This window comes from Streptomyces sp. R35, assembly GCF_041053035.1.
GTDB lineage: Bacteria > Actinomycetota > Actinomycetes > Streptomycetales > Streptomycetaceae > Streptomyces > Streptomyces lutosisoli.
The window spans coordinates 6,126,675-6,149,529 of the sequence record NZ_CP163440.1; the positions used below are offsets into that span (position 1 = coordinate 6,126,675).

At 71.3% G+C, this 22,855-nt stretch carries 16 protein-coding genes; 6 read left to right on the forward strand and 10 right to left on the reverse strand.

Annotation, left to right across the window (positions count from 1 at the left end):
* The first annotated feature begins 1 nt into the window (after window position 1).
* Together AB5J50_RS27875 and AB5J50_RS27880 are read left to right on the forward strand one after the other, a co-directional pair.
* The gene (locus tag AB5J50_RS27875) at window positions 2-3,325 is read left to right on the forward strand and encodes an amino acid adenylation domain-containing protein (protein WP_369260990.1); all 3,324 of its coding nucleotides are present in this window, start codon (window positions 2-4) and stop codon (window positions 3,323-3,325) included.
* Window positions 3,326-3,329: 4 nt separating this feature from the next.
* Window positions 3,330-5,399 carry a beta-ketoacyl synthase N-terminal-like domain-containing protein gene (locus AB5J50_RS27880; RefSeq protein ID WP_369260991.1) on the forward strand — a complete coding sequence of 690 codons (2,070 nt, stop codon included), beginning with the start codon at window positions 3,330-3,332 and terminating at the stop codon, window positions 5,397-5,399.
* Between the two features lie 121 nt (window positions 5,400-5,520).
* On the opposite strand, the gene AB5J50_RS27885 is transcribed toward AB5J50_RS27880, so the two are convergent.
* The 6 genes from AB5J50_RS27885 to AB5J50_RS27910 all read right to left on the reverse strand — a co-directional run bounded on the left by AB5J50_RS27885 (window position 5,521) and on the right by AB5J50_RS27910 (window position 10,304).
* Window positions 5,521-6,576, reverse strand: a complete 1,056-nt coding sequence (locus tag AB5J50_RS27885; protein WP_369260992.1) for an MASE1 domain-containing protein — start codon at window positions 6,574-6,576, stop codon at window positions 5,521-5,523.
* A 165-nt stretch (window positions 6,577-6,741) separates the two neighbouring features.
* Window positions 6,742-8,076: a PP2C family protein-serine/threonine phosphatase gene (locus tag AB5J50_RS27890; protein WP_369260993.1), complete on the reverse strand. Its 1,335-nt coding sequence runs from the start codon at window positions 8,074-8,076 to the stop codon at window positions 6,742-6,744.
* The gene (locus AB5J50_RS27895; protein ID WP_369260994.1) at window positions 8,073-8,216 is read right to left on the reverse strand and encodes a hypothetical protein; all 144 of its coding nucleotides are present in this window, start codon (window positions 8,214-8,216) and stop codon (window positions 8,073-8,075) included. Before AB5J50_RS27895 ends, AB5J50_RS27890 begins: the two co-directional genes overlap by 4 nt.
* Before the next feature lie 391 nt (window positions 8,217-8,607).
* On the reverse strand, window positions 8,608-9,351 hold the full coding sequence (locus AB5J50_RS27900; protein WP_369260995.1) for a thioesterase II family protein: 744 nt from the start codon (window positions 9,349-9,351) through the stop codon (window positions 8,608-8,610).
* Window positions 9,352-9,502: 151 nt separating this feature from the next.
* Entirely contained in the window at window positions 9,503-10,036 is a 534-nt protein-coding gene (locus tag AB5J50_RS27905) for a hypothetical protein (protein WP_369260996.1), read from the reverse strand.
* A 19-nt stretch (window positions 10,037-10,055) separates the two neighbouring features.
* Complete coding sequence (locus AB5J50_RS27910; RefSeq protein ID WP_369260997.1) at window positions 10,056-10,304, reverse strand: hypothetical protein; 249 nt, start codon at window positions 10,302-10,304, stop codon at window positions 10,056-10,058.
* A gap of 183 nt (window positions 10,305-10,487) precedes the next feature.
* Between AB5J50_RS27910 and AB5J50_RS27915 the strand changes: the two genes are divergently transcribed.
* The 4 genes from AB5J50_RS27915 (at window position 10,488) to AB5J50_RS27930 (ending at window position 17,081) form a co-directional block, all read left to right on the forward strand.
* A complete protein-coding gene (locus tag AB5J50_RS27915) occupies window positions 10,488-11,684 on the forward strand; it encodes a sugar MFS transporter (RefSeq protein WP_369260998.1) in 1,197 nt (398 codons plus the stop codon).
* A 38-nt stretch (window positions 11,685-11,722) separates the two neighbouring features.
* A complete protein-coding gene (locus AB5J50_RS27920; RefSeq protein WP_369260999.1) occupies window positions 11,723-13,483 on the forward strand; it encodes a beta-galactosidase in 1,761 nt (586 codons plus the stop codon).
* Window positions 13,483-15,876 carry a beta-galactosidase gene (locus AB5J50_RS27925; RefSeq protein WP_369261000.1) on the forward strand — a complete coding sequence of 798 codons (2,394 nt, stop codon included), beginning with the start codon at window positions 13,483-13,485 and terminating at the stop codon, window positions 15,874-15,876. The genes AB5J50_RS27920 and AB5J50_RS27925 overlap by 1 nt, the downstream gene beginning before the upstream one ends.
* A 140-nt stretch (window positions 15,877-16,016) precedes the next feature.
* Window positions 16,017-17,081 (forward strand): LacI family DNA-binding transcriptional regulator, encoded by a 1,065-nt coding sequence (locus tag AB5J50_RS27930; protein WP_369261001.1) that lies wholly within the window; start codon window positions 16,017-16,019, stop codon window positions 17,079-17,081.
* 4 nt (window positions 17,082-17,085) lie between these two features.
* On the opposite strand, the gene AB5J50_RS27935 is transcribed toward AB5J50_RS27930, so the two are convergent.
* The 4 genes from AB5J50_RS27935 to AB5J50_RS27950 all read right to left on the reverse strand — a co-directional run bounded on the left by AB5J50_RS27935 (window position 17,086) and on the right by AB5J50_RS27950 (window position 22,635).
* Window positions 17,086-18,645, reverse strand: a complete 1,560-nt coding sequence (locus AB5J50_RS27935; protein WP_327430565.1) for an APC family permease — start codon at window positions 18,643-18,645, stop codon at window positions 17,086-17,088.
* A 122-nt stretch (window positions 18,646-18,767) separates the two neighbouring features.
* Window positions 18,768-19,766 carry an MBL fold metallo-hydrolase gene (locus AB5J50_RS27940; protein ID WP_369261002.1) on the reverse strand — a complete coding sequence of 333 codons (999 nt, stop codon included), beginning with the start codon at window positions 19,764-19,766 and terminating at the stop codon, window positions 18,768-18,770.
* 135 nt (window positions 19,767-19,901) lie between these two features.
* Window positions 19,902-20,600, reverse strand: coding sequence for a BTAD domain-containing putative transcriptional regulator (locus AB5J50_RS27945; protein ID WP_369261003.1), 699 nt, complete (start codon window positions 20,598-20,600; stop codon window positions 19,902-19,904).
* Between the two features lie 379 nt (window positions 20,601-20,979).
* Window positions 20,980-22,635, reverse strand: coding sequence for a penicillin-binding transpeptidase domain-containing protein (locus AB5J50_RS27950; RefSeq protein ID WP_369261004.1), 1,656 nt, complete (start codon window positions 22,633-22,635; stop codon window positions 20,980-20,982).
* Window positions 22,636-22,855: the final 220 nt, after the last annotated feature.

The following is a 22,855-nucleotide window of genomic DNA, read 5'->3' on the forward strand; positions in this document are numbered from 1 at the left end:
CATGTTCACCGACCTTGTTGAGCACGCCGATCCTGCTGAGCCTGTTGAGCACGCCGACCCGCTCGCCGGACAGGACGAGGAGTACGAGTTCCCCGTCTCCGACGCCCAGGGCCGCCTGCTGGTCCTCGAACAGCTGAACCCGGGCACCTGCCAGTACAACGTGCCCGCCGCCTTCGCCGTGCGCGGCCCCTTCGACACCGCCGCGTTCGGCCGCGCCCTGGACGCGCTGGTCGACCGCCACGAGTCGCTGCGGACCGTCTTCCGCACCGCCGCGGACGGCACCCAGACCCAGCTCGTCCGGGCCACCGGCCGCGCCGCGTACACCGTCGTGGACGACCTGCCGGAGGGCGAGGTGGACGCCCTGCTGCGGGCCGAGGCCGCCCGCCCCTTCGACACCGGCGCCGGACCGCTGCTGCGCTGCACCGTGTACGGCGTCGACGACGGCAGCCACCGGGTGCTCCTCGTCGCCCATCACCTGGTCTGCGACGGCTGGTCGCTGGGCATCATGCTCGACGGTCTGTCCGCCGCCTACCGGGACGAGGTCCGTGATCTGACCCACCAGGCGGACGAACTCCCTTTGCAGTTCCCGGACTACGCGGCCTGGCAGCGGGAACGGGCGGCCGAGGGCGCGTACGAGGGGTCCGTCGCGCACTGGGCGGAGCGGCTGCGCGGCGCGCCCGCCGCCATGGAACTGCCCCTGGACCGGCCGCGCCCGCCGGTGCGTTCGGCGGCCGGCGGCAGCGTGCCGTTCCGGCTCGGGTCCGCGGTCCGCGAGCGCCTCGCCGAGGTGGCCGGGGTGCGCGGGGCCACGCCGTTCATGACGATGTTCGCCGGGTACGCGGCCTTCCTCGGGCGGCTGTGCGGCCGTGACGACCTCGTCATCGGCTTCCCGGCGTCCGGGCGCGAGCGGCCCGAACTCCACGAGATGGTCGGCATGCTGACCAACACCCTGGCGCTGCGCGTCGACCTCTCCGGCGACCCGTCCCTCGACGAGCTGACCGGCCGGATCCGCGCCACGCTGCTGGCCGCCCAGCCGTACCAGGACGCGCCGTTCGAGGCTGTGGTGGACCGGCTCGCCCCGGTCCGCGAGACCGGCCACGACCCGCTGGTCCAGGTCGCCCTCACCTACGACGACGAGGCCGCCCTGTCCCTGCCCCTCGCGGGCGCCGCCACCGAGCGGCTCGAACTTGCCCTGGACACCGCCAAGTTCGACTTCCACCTCTTCGTGGAACGCTGGGGGGAGGACCTGGCCGCCCAGTTCATCTACCGCAGCGACCTGTTCGAGGCCGAGACGGTACGCCGCTGGGCGGGCAACTTCGAGACGTTCCTCGCCGGAATCCTCGCCGACCCGCACACGCCCCTGTCCGCCGTCGACCCCGTCCCGGCCGACGAGCGCCGCCGGACCATCGCCGGCGCCGACCGCATCGCCGAGGCCGCGCCGCTCGACCGCCTGGTGCCCGACCTGATCGCCGACGTCGCCGCCGAACGCCCGGACGCCACCGCCCTGGTCCACGGCGACCTGCGGCTCAGCTACCGCGAACTCCTCGAACAGGCCGACGAGTTGGCCGGCCGACTGCGCGCCGCCGGGGTGCGGCTCGGCTCCCGGGTCGGCCTGCTGCTGCCCCGCTCGGCCCACCAGGGCATCGCCGCGCTCGCGGTGCTGCGTGCGGGCGGTGCCTATGTCCCGCTGGACCAGGCCCACCCGCACGACCGCCTCCGCTACATGGTCGACATCTCGGGCACCGAGCTGCTCCTGACAGCGGCCGCGACCGCGGAGAAGGGGGAGGCGCTCGGCATACCGTGCCTCCGCCTCGACCGGCCGTCCGCCGTGACCGCCGCCGCCACGACCGTCATGAGCGCCGACGTCACGGCCACCAACGGTGAAGCCCGCGCACCCCGTCCGGAAGACCTCGCCTACGTCCTGTTCACCTCCGGCTCCACCGGTGTCCCCAAGGGCGTCGCCGTCGAGCACCGGGCCCTGGTGAACCTGACGCGGGCGGTGCGCCACTCCTTCCCGGTCGACCCCGACGACCGAGTCCTCCAGTTCGTGTCGTTCGGCTTCGACGTCGCCGTGTCCGACCTGTTCTTCCCCTGGGTCGCGGGCGCCGAGCTGCACATCCCGACCGAGGACGAGCGGATCGGCGAGGCGCTCCTGCACCGGCTGCGGGACTCCCGCATCACGTACGTGTTCCTGCCGCCGTCCGCCGCCATGCTGCTGCCGGACGTGCGGGGCCTGCTGCCCGAGCTGAGGACGATCGCGGTCGGCGGCGAGGCCTGCCCGCCCGAACTCGTCGAGCGGCTGGCCGAGCCGGGGCGGCGGATCGTCAACGCGTACGGACCGAGCGAGGTCACCGTCTACGCGACCACCGGCGACCTGGAACCCGGCGAGCCCGTCGTGCTCGGCGGCACGGTGGCCGGAGCCCGCGTCTACGTCCTGGACGAGCGGCTGCGGCCCGTCCCCACCGGCGTCACCGGCGAGATCTACGTCGCCGGAGCCTCCCTGGGCCGCGGCTACATCGGCCGGCCCGGCCTGACCGCCGAGCGGTTCGTCGCCGACCCGCACGGCGCGCCCGGCACCCGCATGTACCGCAGCGGAGACCTCGGCAAGATCGACGCGCGCGGCCTCATCCACTACCTCGGGCGCAGCGACCTCCAGGTCAAGCTGCGCGGCGTACGCCTCGAACTCGGCGAGATCGAGACCCTGTTGGCCGCTCACCCGGACATCGCGCTCGCGGCGGCCACCGTGCGCGGCAGCGGCGCCGAACAGCGGCTCGTGGCGTACTTCGTGAGCCGGGACGGCACCGCCCCCGCCGAGGAGGAGCTGCGCGCCCATCTCGCCCGGCGGCTGCCCGGCTTCATGGTGCCGGAGCTCTTCGTCCACCTGGACGAGATGCCGCTCAGCGCCAACGGCAAGATCGTCCGCGGCAGCCTCCCCGAACCGGCCACCGTGCGGCACACACCGGACACCTCGTACGCCGTCGCGGGCACCGGGACCGAGCAGCGGATCGCGGAGATCTGGGCGAAGGTCCTCACCCGCGACCGGGTCGGCGTCCACGACAACTTCTTCGACCTGGGCGGCAATTCGATACGGCTGCTGAAAGCGCTGACCGCCCTGCGCGAACAGGGCCTGGACGGCGGGATCGCCCTCGTCGACCTGTTCCGCCACCCCACCGTCTCCGCGCTCGCCGCCCACCTCGACGGCGCCCGCACCCCGAACACCGCCCCCGCCGAACCCGCTACCGGCACGCCGGCCGCCGCGCGCGGCGGCGACCGGCACGCACGGCGGACCGCCGCCGCCCGACGACTGACCTCCCGGAAGGGCTGACACGATGACCGACACCAACGCCACCACCGAATCCCTCGACTCCGCGATCGCGGTCGTCGGGATGAGCGGACGCTTCCCCGGCGCCCCCGACCTGGACACGTACTGGAACAACCTCGTCGGCGGCGTCTGCTCCCTCACCGACTTCACCGAGGACGAGCTCCTCGCCGACGGCGCCGACCCGCAGGAGATCCGCGGCCGCGACTACGTGCCCACCAAGGGCTACCTCCCGGACGCGGACCGGTTCGAGGCCGAGCTGTTCGGCTTCAACCGCACCGAGGCCGCCGCCCTCGACCCGCAGCACCGGCTGCTCCTGCAGACGGCCTGGGCCGCCCTGGAGGACGCGGGCTACAACCCCCTCGACGGGCCGCCCCGCACGGGTGTGTACGTCGGCGGTGGTGTCACCGAGCACATGCTGGCCGCGCAGACCGACCGCAAGCTCGCCGCGTCCATCGGCGCGCTCCAGGTGCGGATCCTCACCGACCGCGAGTTCCTCGCCCCCTGGGTCTCCTACCGGCTCGGCCTCGACGGCCCCAGCCTCACCGTGCAGACGGCCTGCTCGACCTCCCTGACGGCGGTGCACCTGGCGACGCAGGCCCTGCTCCTCGGCGAGTGCGACACCGCGCTGGCCGGCGGCGTCGCCGTGGACACCGTACGCAAGCGCGGTTACGTCCACTACCAGGGCGGGATCTTCTCCCCCGACGGCCGGTGCCGGCCCTTCGACGAGCAGGCCGGCGGCACGGTTCCCGGCAACGGAGTCGGCCTGGTGGTGCTCCGCCGGCTGTCCGACGCGCTCGCCGACGGCGACCAGATCCGCGCGGTCATCCGCGCCACCGCCGTCACCAACGACGGTGCCACCAAGGTCGGGTTCACCGCGCCCGGTGTCGACCAGCAGACGGCCGCGATCGTCGAGGCCTGGGCGGCGGCGGGGCTCGACCCGGCGGACGCCCAGTACGTCGAGACGCACGGCACGGCCACCCAGCTCGGTGACCGCATCGAAATGGCCGCCGCGACCGCCGCGTTCAAGGGCGCCATGGGCACCGGGTCCATCGGCATCGGCTCCGTGAAGTCCAACCTCGGTCACCTGGACGCCGCGGCGGGTGTGGCCGCGCTCATCAAGGCGGTCCTGATGCTGGAGCACCGGACCCTGGTGCCCACCGCAGGCGCCACCCGCCCGCACCCCGACCTCGTCCTCGACGACTCCCCGTTCCACGTGGTCGACCGGACCACCCCCTGGGCGAGCCCCGACCGCGGGCCGCGCCGCGCCGGGGTGAGCTCGGTCGGCATCGGCGGCACGAACGTCCACGCGGTCCTGGAAGAGGCACCGCGGGCACCGCAGGGCGCCCCAGCCGACCAGCCGCAGGCGGGCCCCGAGCTCCTGCTGCTCTCCGCCCGCACCCGGGAGGCACTCACGGCACTCGCGGGCCGGCTGGCGTCGGCCCTGCGGGATCCGGCGGCAGCCCCGTCCCTCGCCGACACCGCCCACACGCTGCGGCTGGGGCGCGCCCCCATGGCCGTACGCGCCTATGTCGTGGCCTCGGACCGGACGGACGCCGCCGCGCAACTCCTCGAACTGGCGGAGGGCCGGGCCACGGCGGGGTCGGGGCTCGCGAACGCCGCTGACGGTGAACTGCGTGCGCTCGGCGAGGCGTGGCTGAAGGGCGAGCAGGTGCCGTGGGCGGGTGAGGGCCGACGGGTGAGCCTCCCGACGTACCCGTTCGCGGGGGACAGCTTCGGCGCCCTCGACCTCTCCTCCCGCGCCCAGCCCGTCGAGGAGCCGGCCGAGGAGCGGGCCGACGACCTGGAGACGGCCGTCCGCGCCCTGCTGGCCGAGGCCCTGGACCTGGACTCCCCGGACGACCCGGAGATGACCTACTTCGCGGCCGGCGGCGACTCCCTCACCGCCGTCCACCTCGTCGGCTGCCTCCGCGACGACTTCGGCATCGACGTCCCGATCACCCTGTTCCTGGAGCAGCTGACCCTCCACGAGATGGCCCGCCAGATCGTCGCGGTCAAGGCCTCGGAGAACGCGGAGGACTCCCTGGACGCGCTGCTGGCGGAGTTCGAGGGGGAGTGAGCGGAACACCGTAGAACGCCGAGGGCCGGTGCCCGAACCCGGCACCGGCCCTCGGCGTGGGTGTCGGCCAGCGGGGCGTCGGCATCGGGACGGCCGAGACGGCCGAGATGGCTGACGCGACCTAAGGCCGGTCTTCAGTCGTGATCAAATCCGGCTTCTGGGCCCGTTGGCTGTCGCTGTCGCTGTCGCTGTCGCTGTCGCTGTCGCTGTCGGGGAGCGGCGGGCGGTGGTGGCCACCGGCGGCGATCTTGGCCGCCATCTCGGCGAGCTGCCGGCAGGCTCGCGCGATCTCCATCTGGGTCTGGTTGCGCTCGCTGACGGCTGCCGCGAGCAGGAGCGCGGTCAGCGAGGCGGAACCGTTGAACGCCTGCAGGGTGATCATGTTGGTGAGCAGGTCGTGACCGGCGAACGCGCCTGATTCCTGGGCAGCGGCGATGATCGCAAAGGTCGACACGGCCAAGGCGCAGGGCGCGGCACCGGCCAGCTGGAAGCGGAAGGCCGCCCAGATCAGCAGCGGGAAGCCGAGGAACAAGAGGGATGTGCTCTCGGTCTCGACGAAACCGACGCAGACAGTGGCTGCCAGAAGCAGCAGTCCCTCCACCCAACGGGACGGCGGAGCGTCCTTCGGCCGGCGTGCCGAGCGGAGCACGAGCAGGACCGGCGTGACCACCAGGACACCCATCGCGTCGCCGGTCCACCAGACCGACCACGTCGGCCAGAAGTCGTCGGCGCTCAGCACACCGGCGAGAAGCAGTGTCCCGCTGCCCGTCGTCGCGCTGATCAGCATGCCGGTGAACGCACCGAGAAAGATCAGTGCCAGCGCGTCCCGCAAGCGGTCCAGTGCGTTGTGGAACCCCGTGCGGCGGAGCAGTCCGTACGAGCAGAGGGGCGCGAGGGTGTTTCCCGCGACGATCGCGAGCACGGCCGGCACCGATGGCCCGAGCGGGGCGTTGACCAGGAGGGCGCCGAGTGCGATTCCGGGCCATACTCGCGGGCCGCGGAGGAGCAGGCTCGCCAGGGCGATGCCGGTGGGTGGCCAGAGGGGAGTGACCTGGCCGCGCACCAGCTGCTGGAGCAGCCCGAGCTTGGCGGAGCCGTAATACAGCGCGGCAACGACGCAGATCTCCAGGGCGGCCGAGCCACCGCGCCGGATCCACTCACGCCGTGCGCCAGTCATCGGGCGACCTCCGCATCGACATCGCCCCGATGTCCATCATCCGTCGGATCCCCCGGATCCTCCACGGCGCCGTTGAACTGAACGTTCGGTCCTCGGTCACAGAGCGAGGTGTTGTCACGCGCCGCTGTTACCGCCGCGCGCTCGGGCCGGCCTGGCGGCGGGGGATCAGCCGTGCGGGGTGCGCAGGGCGAGGATGGCCATGTCGTCGTGACCGTCGCTGGGGTGGTGATCGGCCAGTGCCTGAACGAACTCTTGCAGGGGCAGGTCGGCATACGCGACGGCGAGACCGGCGAGCTGATCCATGCTCTCGTCGATCGAGTGGTCGGGATGTTCGATCAGCCCGTCGGTGAAGAAGACCACGGTGGTGTCCGGGGGCAGGAAGCGCGAGTGATCGGGGCGGGGCTGCTCGGGGTCGACCCCGAGCGGCAGCCCGGGTTCGCCCAACAGGTATTCCGTTCGGTGCTCAGGAGTGATCAGCAGGGGTGGGACATGGCCCGCGGTGCTCCAGTGAAGGCGCCATCCGCCGCCCTCCGGTTCGAAACGCGCCAGGGCAGTCGTGGTGACGGGATTGTCCGTGATGGCCTGCAGGGTGCGGTCGAGCTGGGTGAGGACCGCGCCGGGCGGATTGCCACGGTCGAACAGCAACGAGCGCAGCATGTTACGGGTGGAGGCCATGGCGGCCGCGGCCTGCAGATCGTGGCCGACCACGTCACCGATGACGACCGCCACGACGTTGCCGGGCAGCGGGATGGCGTCGTACCAGTCCCCGCCGAGTTGACTGGGCTCGGCAGCGGGCTGATAGACGGCAGCGGCGGCGAACGGACGCAGGTCGGGCAGCGTCGGCAACAGAAGCCGTTGGAACTGCTCGGCTCCGATGCGCACCCGTTCGAACAGGCGGACGTTCTCGATCGCGATGCCGGCGGCGCTGGCCAGGGCGACGACGACGTTCTCGTCGAGGACGTCGAAGGGCTGTCCGTCACGCCGCTCGGACAGGTAGAGGTCACCGTAGATCTCGCCGCGGACGCTGATGGCGACGCCGAGCAAGGTACGCAGGTACGGGTGGCCGGGCGGGAAACCGACGGATGACGGATGAGTGGAGATGCTGTCGACCCGCAGGGGTTCGGGGTGGCGGATCAGGTGCCCCAGGACGCCCAGACCGCGGGGCAAGCCGGTCTCGGCCAGATCAGCGCGTTCCTGTTCGGACAGGCCGACGGCGATGAACTGCTCCAGCTGCTCTCCGGACTCGCTGAGTACGGCCAGTGCCCCGTAGCGGCTGCCGACCAGCTCCATGGCGGTGGTCACGATGCGGTGCAGCACGGCAGGCAGCTCCACCTCCCGGCTGATGGCCACCACCGCATCGAGCAGGCCCTGCAGTCGGTCCATGGTGTCCAGCAGGCCGCGCAGTTGGTCGTCGATCCGGCCCAACTCGGCACGCAGCCGCACGTGCAGATCGGGAAGGTGTGGCTGCCCCGGTTGCTGCCCTTCGTCCTCTCCTGTCATGACGAGCGCCCGCCGACCTGAAGTGCGGTCTCGGCCACCTTCAGCCGCCGGCGATCGATGCCGATCAGGGCGAACGGGGCGTTGGCGGCCACCACGGCGGTCCTGCGCCGCCGGCACCGCTCCTCACGCGAGCGGTACATTCCGGCCTCCTGACACCGCCCTGATCAATCGAGACCACAGCGTGACACGGCCCGTCAGGCCAAACGGCCATTACTCCAGGAGCGGCATGCCACACCCGGACGACCCGGGTGGGTCCCAAGGGAGGCGGGCGCTCGCAGCAGCGCTGTGCCGTAGCCGGTGCCGGTCGTCACCAGCACGCGGGAGTCGTCGGCTGTCACCGCGTGCCGACAGGACTGCCGACGTGATCACGTCGGCGACGTACGTTCGGGTGATCGCAGCCGAGCCCTCACAGCGCAGTGGGGTTCCACGACACTTCAGCAGGTGGGGGCCCTGTGGTACAGACGATGGCATCGCCGCAGCGTCGGATAGGCACCGTGGTTGCTCTGGCCGGGGCGATGGTGAGATGAGCGCTTAGACGGCCGACACGGCCGACACACATGCCGACGAGATCACATCGGCGACGTACGCCCGGTGATCGTCGAGAAAGAAGTGCCCGCCCGACAGCACATGGCGCGTGAACGGCCCGTCGGTCTCGCGTTCCCACGCCCCCACGCCCTCGACCGAGACCCGGGGGTCCCTGTCCCCGGTCAGCGCCACGACCGGGCAGCCCAGCGGAGGGCCCGGCGGGCAGGAGTACGCGGCGAGCATCCGGTAGTCGGCGCGCAGTGGTGGCAGCGCGAGCTGGAGGAACTCGGGGCTGTCCAGCAGTTCGGCGGCGGTGCCGGACAACAGTCGCAGTTCCGCGAGGAGTTCGTCGTCCGAGGGGCTCTGCGGCAGCCGGGTCCTGACCGGCAGCGACGGCCCCTCCCGCCCCGACACGAGCAGGACGGCGGGCGCCTGCCCCTCGGCTTCCAGCCGCCGCGCGGTCGCGAACGCCAGGAGCGCGCCCATGCTGTGGCCGAACAGCGCCAGTGGCCGGTCGTCCGGTTCGAGTTCGTCCAGCACGGCGTCCACCACGTCGTCGAGCCGCTCGGCGAACGGCTCGGCGAAGCGGTCGAGCCGCCCCGGGTACTGCACGATCAGCGGCTCGACGGCGCCCCTGACCGAAGCCGACAGCGCGTGGTACGAGCCGGCCGTGCCGCCCGCGTGCGGGAAGCACAGCAGCCGCATCGGGGCGCCGGGTGCGGGGTGGAAGCGGCGTATCCAGTTGTCCACAACAGCCCTTCTCTCGTGCTCTGTCGAACTCTGCCTCTGTCGAACTCGGCCCACAAGCATCACTGATTGGCAGATCTGTTCCATGCCCAGCCCCGTCCACCTGCCACTTTCGGATTCTCCAGCGGAACAGATCTGCCAATCACCCCCACACTCACTCGGCCGCGGCGATCCAGCCGTCCAGTTGTTCCCGGGTGGTGGAGGGGTCCGCGACGAGCGCGACGAGCTCGTCGTCGCGGGAGTTCAGGGTGCTGACGGCGGGGCAGCGGTGGCAGGCCTCGACGCCGGCCTGGTTCCACCACTTGCAGTGCGGACGGAGGTGGCACCGTGGGACGGCGCTCGCGGTGGTCTCGGACGGTACGACCCGGATGCGCTCGATCAGCCCGCAGGCCTCGCCGATCCGGTTCGCACAGTCCGACACGCAGTGCGAGGCGAAGCGCAGGACACGGTTGGGTGCGATGCCCTCCGGGATGGCACCGAGCACATCGGCGGCCGGGACCGGGTCGGCCAGGTAGACGACCTGGTTGTTCTCCCCGGACCTGACACCGAGCACGACGGACTCCGGACGGTGTGCTTCACCGCTCGGACACCAGGTGACGGGAGGCTCCCGCCGGTCCTGGGCGTGATCCACGTGATCCACAGAGCTGTCCACAGAGATGTCCAGAGAGCTGTCCACGGTGCTGTCCACGGTGCTCACCTCCATCCCGTCAGCAGGAAGCCTTGTCGACGCCCACGGAGGCGGTCGAGGAGCTGACAAGGCCCGCGATGACGCCGTTGGTGGAGACGGCCCCGTTGCTCTGCTCGGCGGCGACCGCCTTCTGGATGCTCGCTGCGAGCTGCGCCTGCGAGGTGATGCGCTCCGGCCGCGAGGCAGCGGCGGCGGTGGTGCTGCCGGCCGCCACGAGCCCGGTGACGAGCGCGGCGGCCGCGGCCGCCGTACGAAGGCTGTTGTTCATACCTGTCCCTCCTGAAGTCGTCCTACAGCTACGGGATTTGACGGTACGAGCGGAGCGCCCCGGCGATCGGCAGTTGCGGCGGCACCTTCGGTCCGGGCAGGGGCGCGGAGTTCTGCGAGAGATCTTGACGGCGGTTTTGTTACCGGTAACATCGCCAGTCCGTCGCCGTCATCTGGAGTCCGCGTGACCGAGCCCACGACCGCACCACAGGTCACGAGCGCCCAAGCACCCCCGGACGCCCCCGTGTTCAGCACCGCCGCCATCGTCGCGTCCTGCGTGGGCTTCGTCCTCATCGGCGCGCTCCAGGCGCTGTACGGGCCGTCGATCCCGGCCTTCCGGCGGGAGTTCGGGCTCTCGCCCTCGGCCGCCGGGCTGGGGCTGAGCGCCCACTTCGTCGGTGGTGTCGCCGGTGTGCTGCTCTTCGACCGGCTGTACGGCCGGCTCGGCAACCGGCAGATCCTCGGCGCCTCGTATCTGCTGATGGCCGTCGGCGCGGCGGGCTTCGCGCTGGCGCCGAACTGGCCCGTCGGCCTGGCGGCGGCCCTGTTCGCCGGGCTCGGCTTCGGCGGGATCGACTACGGCCTCAACCAGCTGTTCGCCGTCGGCTTCGGCCGCCGTTCGACCGCCATGCTCAACATTCTCAACGCCCACTTCGGGGTGGGCGCGATCCTCGGCCCGGCGCTGATCGGCGTGGTGGGCTCGGAGCACTATCCGGCGGTCTTCCTCGCCTTCGCGGCCGCCAATCTGCCGCTGCTGCTGTGCCTGAAGGGCGTACGCGACCGGGCGCCCCAGCCCGCGGGGGAAGCGGGCGCCGGCGGCGGGCAGGTCCTCGGCCGCAGCCTGGGCTCCGTGCTCGCCGTCTTCGTCACCCTCTACGTCCTGCACGTCGGCATCGAGGCGGGTGTCGGCGGCTGGGAGCCCACGCATCTGGAGACGGTCGGTTACGGCGCGGGGGTCGCGGCCACCGCCACCTCCGTCTACTGGCTGATGATGACCGTGGGCCGTTTTCTCGTCGCGCCGATCGCCCTGCGCTACTCGGCCCAGTCCATCATCACCGTCTCGTGCGCGGGCATGACGGTCTGCCTGCTGCTGGCCGCGGTGCCGGGGCTGGCGCCGTACGCGTACGCCGGTGTCGGTCTGTTCATCGCGCCGATCTTCCCCACCGGGCTGCCCTGGCTCAACAAGGCCGCCCCGCAAGCCCGCAGGGCGGGAGCCGTGGTCATCGCCGCGTCCATGGTCGGCGGAGTCGCGGCGGGGCCCGTGCTCGGCAAGGCGATCGAGTGGTCCGGGATCCGCGCGGTTCCGCTGCTGCTGTGTGCGATCTCCGCGCTGTGCCTGGCGGCCACCGGCTGGCTGATCCGCGCCACCCGCGCCCGCTGACGAACACCCCGTACCTCTGAGCCGAAGGGAAGCTCCGCATGCCCGCTCTGACAACGTCGTCCGACGGTTTCCTGCTGCACGAGAAGCCGCTGAGGATCATCTCCGGCGCCATGCACTACTTCCGGATCCACCCCGACCAGTGGGCCGACCGGCTGCGCAAGGCCCGGCTGATGGGCCTCAACACCGTCGAGACGTACGTGCCGTGGAACCTCCACCAGCCCGAGCCCGGCACCCTCGTCCTCGACGGCCTCTTCGACCTGCCGCGCTATCTGCGGCTGGCACAGGCCGAGGGACTGCACGTTCTGCTGCGCCCCGGCCCGTACATCTGCGCCGAGTGGGACGGCGGCGGACTGCCCTCCTGGCTCACCGCGGACCCGGACATCCGGCTGCGCACCAGCGACCCCCGGTTCACGGACGCCCTCGACGGCTACCTCGACCTGCTGCTGCCTCCGCTGCTGCCGTACCTGGCCGCGTCGGGCGGTCCCGTCATCGCCGTACAGGTGGAGAACGAGTACGGGGCGTACGGCGACGACACCGCCTACCTGGAGCACCTCGCCCGGTCCCTGCGCTCGCGCGGTGTCGAGGAGCTGCTCTTCACCTGCGACCAGGCCAACTCCGGGCACCTGGCGGCCGGGAGCCTGCCCGGCATCCTCACCACCGGGACCTTCGGCGGCAAAGTCGCGGACTCGCTGGAGCAGTTGCGGGCCCATCAGCCCGAAGGGCCCCTGATGTGCGCGGAGTTCTGGATCGGCTGGTTCGACCACTGGGGCGAACCGCACCATGTGCGCGACGCGGCCGACGCCGCCGCCGACCTCGACCGGCTGCTGACGGCGGGCGCGTCCGTCAACATCTACATGTTCCACGGCGGCACCAACTTCGCCTTCACCAACGGCGCCAACCACGACCACGCCTACGCGCCGATCGTCACCTCCTACGACTACGACGCCCCGCTCACCGAGTGCGGCGACCCCGGCCCCAAGTACCACGCCTTCCGCGAGGTCATCGCCCGCCACGCACCGGTCCCCGAGGAACCGGCCCCCGCGCCGGGCGCCAAACTCCCGCCCACCACCGTCGAGTTGGTGCGCACGGCCCCGCTGCTGGCGCATGCGAGCGCCCTGGCGAAGCCCGTGCGCACCGACGACCCGGTGACCCTGGACGAGCTGGAGCAGCGGGCCGGATACGTGCTCTACCGCACCACGGTTCCGGTGAAGGCCGACGGACTGCTGCACTTCGCGGGCGGTGTCGGCGACCGGGCCCAGGTGTTCGTCGACGGCGCCCCCGTCGGCGTACTCGAGCGCGAACGCCACGAGGAGACCCTGCCCGTCCGGATCCCGCACGCCGGCGCCACGCTGGACGTGCTCGTCGAGAACATGGGCGGCGTCAACTACGGCCCCCGCATCGGCTCCCCCAAGGGCCTCCTCGGCCCGGTCACCTTCAACGGCACCGCCCTGCGCGGCTGGGACTGCCACGCCCTGCCCCTCGCCGACCTGGACCCGGTGCCGTTCGCGCCCGTGGACGCGACCACGGACGCTGGGCCCGCCTTCCACCACGGCACGTTCCAGGTGGGCACCCCCGCCGACACCTTCCTGTCGCTGCCCGGCTGGACCAAGGGCCAGGCCTGGGTCAACGGCTTCCACCTCGGCCGCTACTGGAACCGGGGCCCGCAACGCACCTTGTACGTTCCCGCGCCCGTCCTGCGCCCCGGCGGCAACGACCTCGTCCTGCTGGAGCTGCACGCCACCACCGCCACCCGCGCGCTGCTCGTCGCCACGCCCGACCTCGGACCGGAGAAGTCCTGATGACACACCAGCACCACCTGCGCGTCCCCGCGCCTGCCGCACCCCCGCTGACCGGCCACCTGCCCTTCACCGACGCGCCGGGCGTGCCGGATCCGATCGAGGTGACCAGCCGCTGGTTCACGCGCGGCGGCCGGCCCTGGTTCCCGGTCTCCGGCGAGTTCCACTACACCCGCTACCCGGCCGGGGAGTGGGAGGAGGAGCTGCTGAAGATGAAGGCGGGCGGGGTGACCGCCGTCGCCAGCTATGTCATCTGGATCCACCACGAGGAGACCGAGGGCCGTATCCGCTTCGACGGCGACCGCGACCTGCGCCGCTTCGCCGAACTGTGCGCCCGCCACGGCCTGGACTTCATCCCCCGCATCGGCCCCTGGTCGCACGCGGAGGTACGCAACGGCGGCCTGCCCGACTGGCTGCTGGCCCGCACCCGCGCCCCGCGTACGGACGACCCCGCGTACCTGGAACCCGTACGCACCTGGTTCGCGGCGATCGCGGAGCAGCTGCAAGGGCTGGACCGCGCCCACGGCGGGCCGATCGTCGCCCTCCAGATCGAGAACGAGCTGTACGACCAGCCCGGCCATCTGCTCACCTTGAAGCGGATGGCGCAGGACGCCGGGCTGAGCGCCCCGCTGTGGACGTCGACCGCGTGGGGCGGGGTCCAACTCCCGCCGGACGAGCTGCTTCCGCTGTTCGGCGGTTACACCGAGACCTTCTGGACGGAGTGGGACGGAGGCTGGCCCGACACCTGCCGCAAGCACTTCTTCTTCACCCACCAGCGCGACGACGAGGGCATCGGCGCCGACCTGCGCCCGACGACCGTGCGCGGCGGCGATCCGGCGCCCACCGACCGATTCCCCTGGGCCACCTGCGAGCTGGGCGGCGGGATGGCCGTGGCCTATCACCGCCGGCCGCGCGTCGAGGCCGCCGACGTGGGCGCGCTCGGGCTCGCCAAGATCGGCTGCGGCTCGGTGTGGCAGGGCTACTACATGTTCCACGGCGGTACGAACCCGGTCGGGGAGCTCACGACGCTCCAGGAGTCCCACGTCACCGACTATCCCAATGACCTCCCCCTCCTGACGTACGACTTCCAGGCACCGCTCGGCGAGTACGGCCAGTACCGGCCCTCGTACCACGAACTCCGGCTCCAGCACCTGCTGCTGGCGGACTTCGGGCACCGGATCGCGCCCATGGAGTCCGTCCTTCCGGAGCGGCAGCCGGCAGGGCAGAACGACCGGGACACGCTCAGGTGGGCGGTCCGCGGTGACGGGCGCTCGGGCTTCCTCTTCGTCAACAACCACCAGCCGCACGAGCCGCTGCCGGACCACCCGGACACGGCGTTCACGGTCGGGTTCCCGGACGCGCCCGACCTGTCGTTCCCCAGCACGCCCGTCACGGTCCCGTCCGGCGCCTACTTCTGCTGGCCGCTCCGCCTGGACGTCGCCGGGCTGCGGATCGACTGGGCCACCACCCAGCCGGTGTGCACGGTCGACGACCACGGCCGTACGGTCCTGGTGCTGGCCGCGACCGAGGGGATCACCCCCGAACTCGCCCTCGCCGCCGACACGGTGACGTCCGTCAGCGCGCCCTCCGGGGATGTCACCTCCGTCGACGGCCGCGTTCTGGTCACCGGACTGCGACCGGGCACCGACGCCCTGGTCGAGGTGGACACGGCGGACGGCGGACGGGTCGCGCTGCTGGTCCTGGACGCGGCGACCGCGCGCACCGCCTACCGGGGTGTCGCCTGGGGCGCCGAGCGGCTGGTGCTCAGCGCCGCCGGGGTCGTCTTCGACCGGGACGAGGTACGGGTGCACAGCCCGGCCGGGGAACCCTCGTTCGCCGTGCTGCCCGCTCCCGGACGGGCCCCGGTCGTGGCCGGAGCGACGGTGAAGGAGACGGCGGACGGCGTACTCACCCGCTACACCATCCTGGCCGACGCCGTGCCCGGCGGCGGCAGCCGGGACACCGCGCTGCCTGTCACCGAGGTGCGGACCGCCGGCCCGGCGCCCGCGACCGCGACGGGCGTGCTGGGCCGGGCGAGTGTCCCCGCCGACCCGTACTTCGACACCGTCGCCGCCGAGTACCGCGTCGACGTGCCGGACGAACTCCCGCGCACGGGAACGCTCCTGCGCATCCACTGGACCGGTGACGTGGCGCGCGCGTACGTGGGGGACACCCTCGTCGCCGACCAGTTCTTCTCGGGCCGCGTCTGGGAGATCGGCCTCGACCGGCTCCCCGCCGAGGCCCTGCGCGCCGGCGGTCTGCGGCTGAGGGTGCTGCCCCTGTCCGCCGACGCCCCGGTCTACGTGCCGGCGGAGGCGGCAGGCGCCGGGGAAACGGCGGCGGTCGCGCACGCCGAGTGGGTCACCACGCGCTCGTGGGCGGCCCGAATGGACTGAGGTCCTGGCCGCCGGGCGGAGGGCACATGCCGTCCGCCCGGGTCCGGGGCCCTCGGGGGCCGTCGTGACCCGCCCGGCCTATCCTGTGGGCCTGCCGGGCGGACACGAACGCCGGGACGAGGTTGAAGGAAGCATCCCCCATGACCCGAAGTGCCTCTGACGGCGCTGTTCCCAAGGGACGCAGCCGGCGCAACTTCGCGGGATCGCGCCCGGTGATGGACGACGTGGCCCGGCTGGCCGGTGTCTCGAAGCAGACCGTCTCCCGGGTGCTCAACGACCATCCGGCCGTCCGTCCCGAAACCCGGGAGGCGGTGGCGGACGCCATGCGCACGCTCGGCTACCGCCCGAGCCGCAGCGCACGGTCCCTGGCCAGCGGCAGAACCAGGATGCTCGGCGTCATCACCTTCGACGCGGCACGCTACGGTCCCGCCTCCATCCTGACCGCCATCAACACCGCGGCCCAGGACGCCGGTTACCTGGTGAGCTCCATCGCGCTCGACACGGCCGACCGGGACACCGTGGTGCGCGCCGTGGACCGGCTGTCGGCCGAGGGCGCGGACGGCGTGATCGCCATCGCCCCGCAGCTCCGGGTGGGCAAGGCCCTGGCGGAGGCCCGTCTCGACATCCCGCTGGTGGTTTTGGAGAACGACCTCGGGGACGGCACTCCGCTGGTCACCGCGGACTCCCGGACCGGAGCGCGCGCGGCCGTCGAACACCTCCTGCGCCTCGGCCACGCCACCGTCTGGCACATCGCGGGACCGACCGGCTGGACCTCCGCGGACCGCCGCATCGCGAGCTGGCGGGAAACCCTGGACGAGGCCGGCGCGGAGGTCCCGGAACCCCTCATCGGCGACTGGAGCGCCGACTCCGGATACGCGCTGGGCCGCCGGCTGGCGGGGCGCCCGGACGTCACCGCGGTGTTCGTCTCCAACGACCAGATGGCGCTCGGCGCGCTCCGCGCCTTCCACGAAGCGGGACGCCGTGTCCCCGAGGACGTCAGCGTCGTCGGGTACGACGACATCCCCGAGGCCGCCCATCTGCTCCCCCCGCTGACCACCGTACGCACCGACTTCGCCGAGATCGGCACCCGTTCCCTGCGGCTGCTGCTGGCCCAGATCGACGGCCCGGCCGAGCCGTCGCCCGAGCCCGTCGTCGCCGTGGAACTCATCGTCCGCGACAGCACGGGCCCGGCACCGAAGGGCTGAGGCCTCACGGCCCGTCCGGTTCGTGTGCCGAGACGGGGATGGTCTCCTGGCGGAAGAAGCCGGGACGGATCACGCGGTACGCCACCATCAGGACGGCGCCCAGGAGCAGTGCGCCGATACCGGTGACGAAGACGCCGCCGAGCTGCCAGTGCGGCGGGAAGGGGAGCGTCCATGAGGTGCTGCCGTAGTCCGCGGCGGAGTACACGACGCAGGCGTTGACGAAGAAGTAGAGCAGCAGGACGCCGCCGAGCCCGGGCATGATGCCCTTCGTCCACAGGTCGCGGGCGCTGCGGGTGAGGACCTTGCGGTAGTACCAGACGCAGGCGAACCCGGTGAGTCCGTAGTAGAAGGCGATCATCAGGCCGACCGAGCCGATCGAGTCGGCCAGGACGTTCTCGCTCACCCGGGTCAGCATGACGTAGAAGGCGATGGAGGCCAGGCCCATGCCCACCGTGGACCACGTCGGGGTGAGGAAGCGCGGGTGGATACGGGCGAAGCGGTCCGGGACGGCCTTGAAGGCGGCCATGGAGAGCGTGGTGCGTGCCGTCGGCAGGATGGTGGTCTGGGTGGACGCGGCGGCCGAGGTGAGCACCATCAGGATCAGCAGTTTGGTGGCGGTCTCGCCCCAGCCCCCGGTGCCGAAGACCTCGGCGCCGAGACTGGACAGGACGTCTCCGGAGTTGTCCGGGTTGGCGAGGCCGATGCCGTGCTCTCCGACTCCGGCGAAGGCCTGAGCGGACGTGGTGACCATCAGGTAGACGAGCAGCAGGATGACGGTGGACATGACGGCGGCGCGGCCCGGGGTGCGGTCGCGGTCGACGGTCTCCTCGTTGACGGATACGGCGGTGTCCCAGCCCCAGTAGATGAACACACCGGCGAGCACGCTCTTGGTGAGGTCGTCGAGCGAGTCGATCCGGGCGGGGTTGAACCACGACCACGAGAGCTCCGACGAGACGCTGGGCCCCGTTCCCCCGTACACCTTGACCAGTGCGGTGACCGCCAGCAGGAAGAGCACCACGATCTCGATGGTGAGCAGCACCTTCTGCAGGTTCGCCGAGATCTCGATGCCGATGTAGCAGATCAGCGTCATCACGGCGATCCACACCACGCCGACCACGGTGACCCAGAAGGTGTCCTGCGCCAGTCCGTCCGCGCCCACCAGCTGGAAGCCGTACGCCCCGGCGATCTGGGCCAGATTGGCCATCACGATGATGTCGGCCGCGACGATGCCCCATCCGCCCAGCCAGCCGGTACGGGGGCCGAACGCCCTGGAGGCCCAGGTGAAGGTGGTGCCGCAGTCGGGGTCCGCCCGGTTGAGCTCCTTGTAGCCGTAGGCGATCAGGAACATCGGCACGAAGGCGAGGACGACCACGATCGGCGACTGGAAGCCCACGATTCCGACGATGACCCCGAGGGTCGCCGCGAGGCTGTAGGCGGGGGCCGTGGAGGCCAGGCCGATGACCGTGCTGGAGAACAGCCCCAGCGCGCCGCCCTTGAGCCCTTTGTCCGTCGCTCCCGGGCCCGGTGAGGGGTGCGTTGCGGGCGGAACAGAAGGCAGGCTCATGGCGCCCTCCGGAAAGGGTGTGGCGCGCTCCGGCCGAAGGTCGAGGCAACGCGGAGCTGCTGTTCCCAGCATGAACCTGCTCACCGGCAACCGAAAGTTCGGAGCCGTCGGGACGACGGGCCCTAGGCCAGCGCCGCCGTGACGTCCACGGTCCTCAGATGCTGGGGGCTGAGGACGCGGGAGGCGGGGGCGGAGGCGGCGTCGAGTTCCTTGGCCGCCGTGCTGGGGGTGGCCGCCGCCAGGAGGGACGGGGCGTCGGTGAGCGGGGTGGTCATGTCGTCGTGGTGGGTGGGGATGAGGAGGGACGGGTTGCCGATGGCGGCGAGGAGGCGCTCGACATAGCGGTGGAGCGCCGAGTGGGAGGTCATCGCGATCGCCGCGATGTCGGGGCGGATGCCGGACAGTTCCCGCTCGGCGAAGTTGCTCGCGCCCATGAGCAGGATGCTCGGGCCGCCGTCCACGGTCAGCTGATACGCGAGCGTGTCGCCCTCGACCAGGTCGCCCAGGACGGTGGGGCGCCGGGGCGGGGCGGTCTTGTGGCCCGGGGCGAAGTAGCCGTGGTCGGGCTGCTGGCTGTGCAGGCTGCGGAAGACCTCCACGGTGTATCCGTCGAACTGGAGGTACTCGCCGCCCTTGACCTGAATCACATCGTCCAGGCGGGTGCGGGGTGTGTCCATGGCGCTCAGCAGATGACGTACGGTCTCGTCGCACATCGCCCGGACACGGTGCTTCTCCCAGGCGGGGCGTGCCAGGAGCTGCGGGACGTCCGCCACGTGATCGAAGTGGCCGTGGCTGACCAGGATCAGCTCGGGTGGCCCGGTGAGGTGCCCGGCGGCCACCCGTTCCACCGCCGCCCGGTCGAGCCGCAGGGGCAGCCGGGGGTCGAGGGCGCCCTCCGCGTTCCGGTAGGGCATACGGCTCAGATACGGGTCGAAGAGGATGCGGCGGCGGCCGTCGATGACGATCTCCCAGCCGGAGACGCCCAGCCAGCGCATCTGTACCGGGGTGGCGTAGGGCGCCCCCCGCCGGCTGGTCGGTGCCGCTCCGACCAGTCCGGTCGCGGACGCCGCCGCACCCGATGCCGCCAGGACTCCCTTGAGGACCGTACGTCGCCCGGCCATGTGCTGCCACGCTCCCTGTGACGACTTTGAGTGCGAGGAACGCTACGGCAGGTGATGACGTATGGGGTGATTTTCGGTCATTGGGGCCTGCGCCACGGGTGTGGCGGCATCAGGGGCGGTGGACTCCTGATCGGCTCAGCACACCCGGTCGCCCGACAGCGGAACCCCGGTCGCCCTCAGAAGCTGCTCGTCCTGCTGGAGGATGGCCTGCATCAGTTCCCTCAGCCGCGCTCCCGGGTTGATGCCGATCTGCTCGCGCAGGATCTCCTTCGCCCGGTGGAAGACCCGGATCGCGTCGGCCTGGCGGCCCTCGCCGTAGTAGGCCTTCATCAGCCCGGCGTACAGGTCCTCGCGCAGCGGGTCGTGGTCGACGAGCTCCGACAGCTGGGAGATCGCCTCGCCGTAGTGCCCGAGGCCGACGTCGATCAGCGCGCGTAGCTCGGCGGCCGCCGTGCGCTCGCGGTCCAGCCCTTCCCCCTTCATCCGCAGCCGGGCCGAGGTGACGTCGGTGAGGGCCGAGCCCCGCCACATGGCCAGCGCGCCGTCGAGGCGCTCGGAGGCGAGCTGGAACTGGCCGCGGGCGTGCAGCTCGCGGACGTGCCGTACCGCGTCGCGGAAGACGAACACGTCGATACGGTCGGCGGGGACCCGGAGCTCGTAGCCGAGGGCGTGCGAGCCGAGCGCGTCGCGGGTGAGCCCCGCTTCGGCCAGGGCCGTACGGATCATCCAGGCCGAGGTCTGCAGCTGGCCGGAGACGGTCAGCGGCGGCTCGCCGTCCCACGAGTCCTCGATGATCGCTTCCTTGGTGGTGACCTGTCCGGGCTTCAGCGCCAAGGAAGCGAGGAAACGTCGCTGCCGCTGACCCCGGACGGGTATCGGAACGTCGTCTCTCAACAGGGTCACGGGGCCAAGAAGCTGGATCGTCAGGCTGGTCCTGCTGTTCAAGACGGTTCCCCCTTGTATGTGTGCATCAAGCCGTCGCCCAACCGGCGTTGAGGTGTTGACGGGAACGGAGGGGAACCGCCACCCGCGGCGCGGCTGGGCCGCTCCCGGTGACGCTTCGTCGAATCGTGCGGCTGCTGTCCCCCGTACCGTCGGTTCACAAATGCTCCGTGACCGCTGCTCCGGTCGCGGATGGGTCGATCTCCTGATGGCTCCTGATGGATCCTGATGGCTGGTGACAGCCCTGGGTCAGCTGATGGCAGCCCTGGGTCTAGTTGAGGTTCTTGAGGAACTTCGCCGCGATGGGGCCCGCGTCGGATCCGCCCGACCCGCCGTCCTCCAGGAGGACCGACCAGGCGATCTCACGGTCGCCCTGGTAGCCGATCATCCAGGCGTGGGTGCGCGGCGGGGTCTCCTTGCCGAACTCGGCGGTGCCGGTCTTGGCGTGGGGTTCGCCGGGCAGGTCCTTGAGGGCCCAGCCGGCGCCGTAGGTGACGGTCGCGCGCATCATCTCGCGCAGGCTGGCGACTACGTTCGCGTCGAGTCGTGCGGGGGCCTCGTACTTCTTCTTCACGGCGTCGGGCACCAGCACGGGCTGCTTGAACTCGCCCTCCTTCACCGTGGCCGCGATCGAGGCCATGACCAGCGGCGACGCCTGGAGCCTGGCCTGTCCGATGGTGGAGGCGGCCTTGTCGTTGTCGCTTTCCGTGACCGGGATGCTTCCGTCGTACGTCGTGGTGCCCGCGTCCCAGGAGCCGCCGATCCCGAAGGCCTCCGCCGTGTCGTGCAGGGCGGTGTTCGACAGCTTCCCGCGGGCGCCGACGAAGAACGTGTTGCAGGACTTGGCGAAAGCGTCCCTGAAGGTCGATCCCGACGGCAGCACGAACTGGTTCTGGTTCTCGAAGCGCTGGCCGTTGACGTAGGCGAACTTGGGGCAGTCCGCCCGGTCGGTGGGACGCATCCCCTGCTTCAGCAGGGCGGCGGAGGTGACGACCTTGAAGGTGGAGCCGGGCGGGTAACGGCCCTCCAGGGCGCGGTTCATGCCGGAGGGCATGTTGGCCGCGGCCAGGATGTGACCGTTGCTCGGGTCGATGGCGACGATGGCCGCGTTCTTCTTCACTCCGTCGAGTGCGTCGGCGGCGGCTTCCTGCACCTTCGGGTCGATCGTGGTCTTCACCGGCTTGCCCGTGCTGCTTCCCGAGCCGGTGAGCTGTTTGACGACGCGGCCGCTCTGGCGTTCCAGGATCACGACCGACTGGGCTTTGCCTCCGCCGCCGGTGAGCTGCTTGTCGTAGCGGGCCTGGAGGCCGGAGATCCCTTTGCCGGTCTCGGGGTCCACGGCGCCCACAAGAGAAGCGGACCGGAGTTCGTCGCCATTCTTGTCGAGGACGGCGGCTCGCTCCCGCGACTCCAGGGCGAGGGTCTGTCCCGGAACCATCGCCGGGTGAATCAGCGGTGTATGGAATTCAACGGTCCATCGTCCGCTCTTCTTGACGAGCTTCGCCTTCGAATCCCACTGGTAATCGCCCGCCCCGGAAAGGGACATCTTCACGGTGAACGGAATCTCTACTTCCCCTTCCGCTTCCCGCTTCCCGGTGCCGGCGGTGATCTCCGTCTTCGACGGCTTCAGGTTCGTCATGACGGACTTGATCAACGACTCGGCGTTGTCCGGCGTGTCCGTCAGCCCGCCCGCCTTCTTGGCGTCGCCCGCCTCCCATGCGTCCAGGAACGTGTTCAGCCGTCCGGTGGCCGCGGCTACCTGTGGGTCGTTTCCGTCGTCTCCGTCGTCTCCGACCAGGGCGTTGTAGGCCCAGTAGCCGATTCCCGCGGTCGCCGCAAGTGCCACAAACGTTGATACAACCGCGCGACGACGGGACCTGCGCCTGTCGTACCGCGGGTAGTCAACGTAGCCATCGGAACGATTCATATGGCGCAGATTAATCGCCCCTCTCTCTCCGGTCTCTCCTCGAACACATAGTTCAAGACAAGGTAAAGGAGACGGTAAGGGGTGGCGGAGACTCGCAGGTGGTGGCTCCCTCCGCTTGTCGGTCGAGCGATCTCGGCCACATACGGGCGGGCGAGCTGGCCGAGAATGTTCGACGACCAGGTTTATGTGGTCTAGACCTCCGAAGGAAATGTCCCCGAAA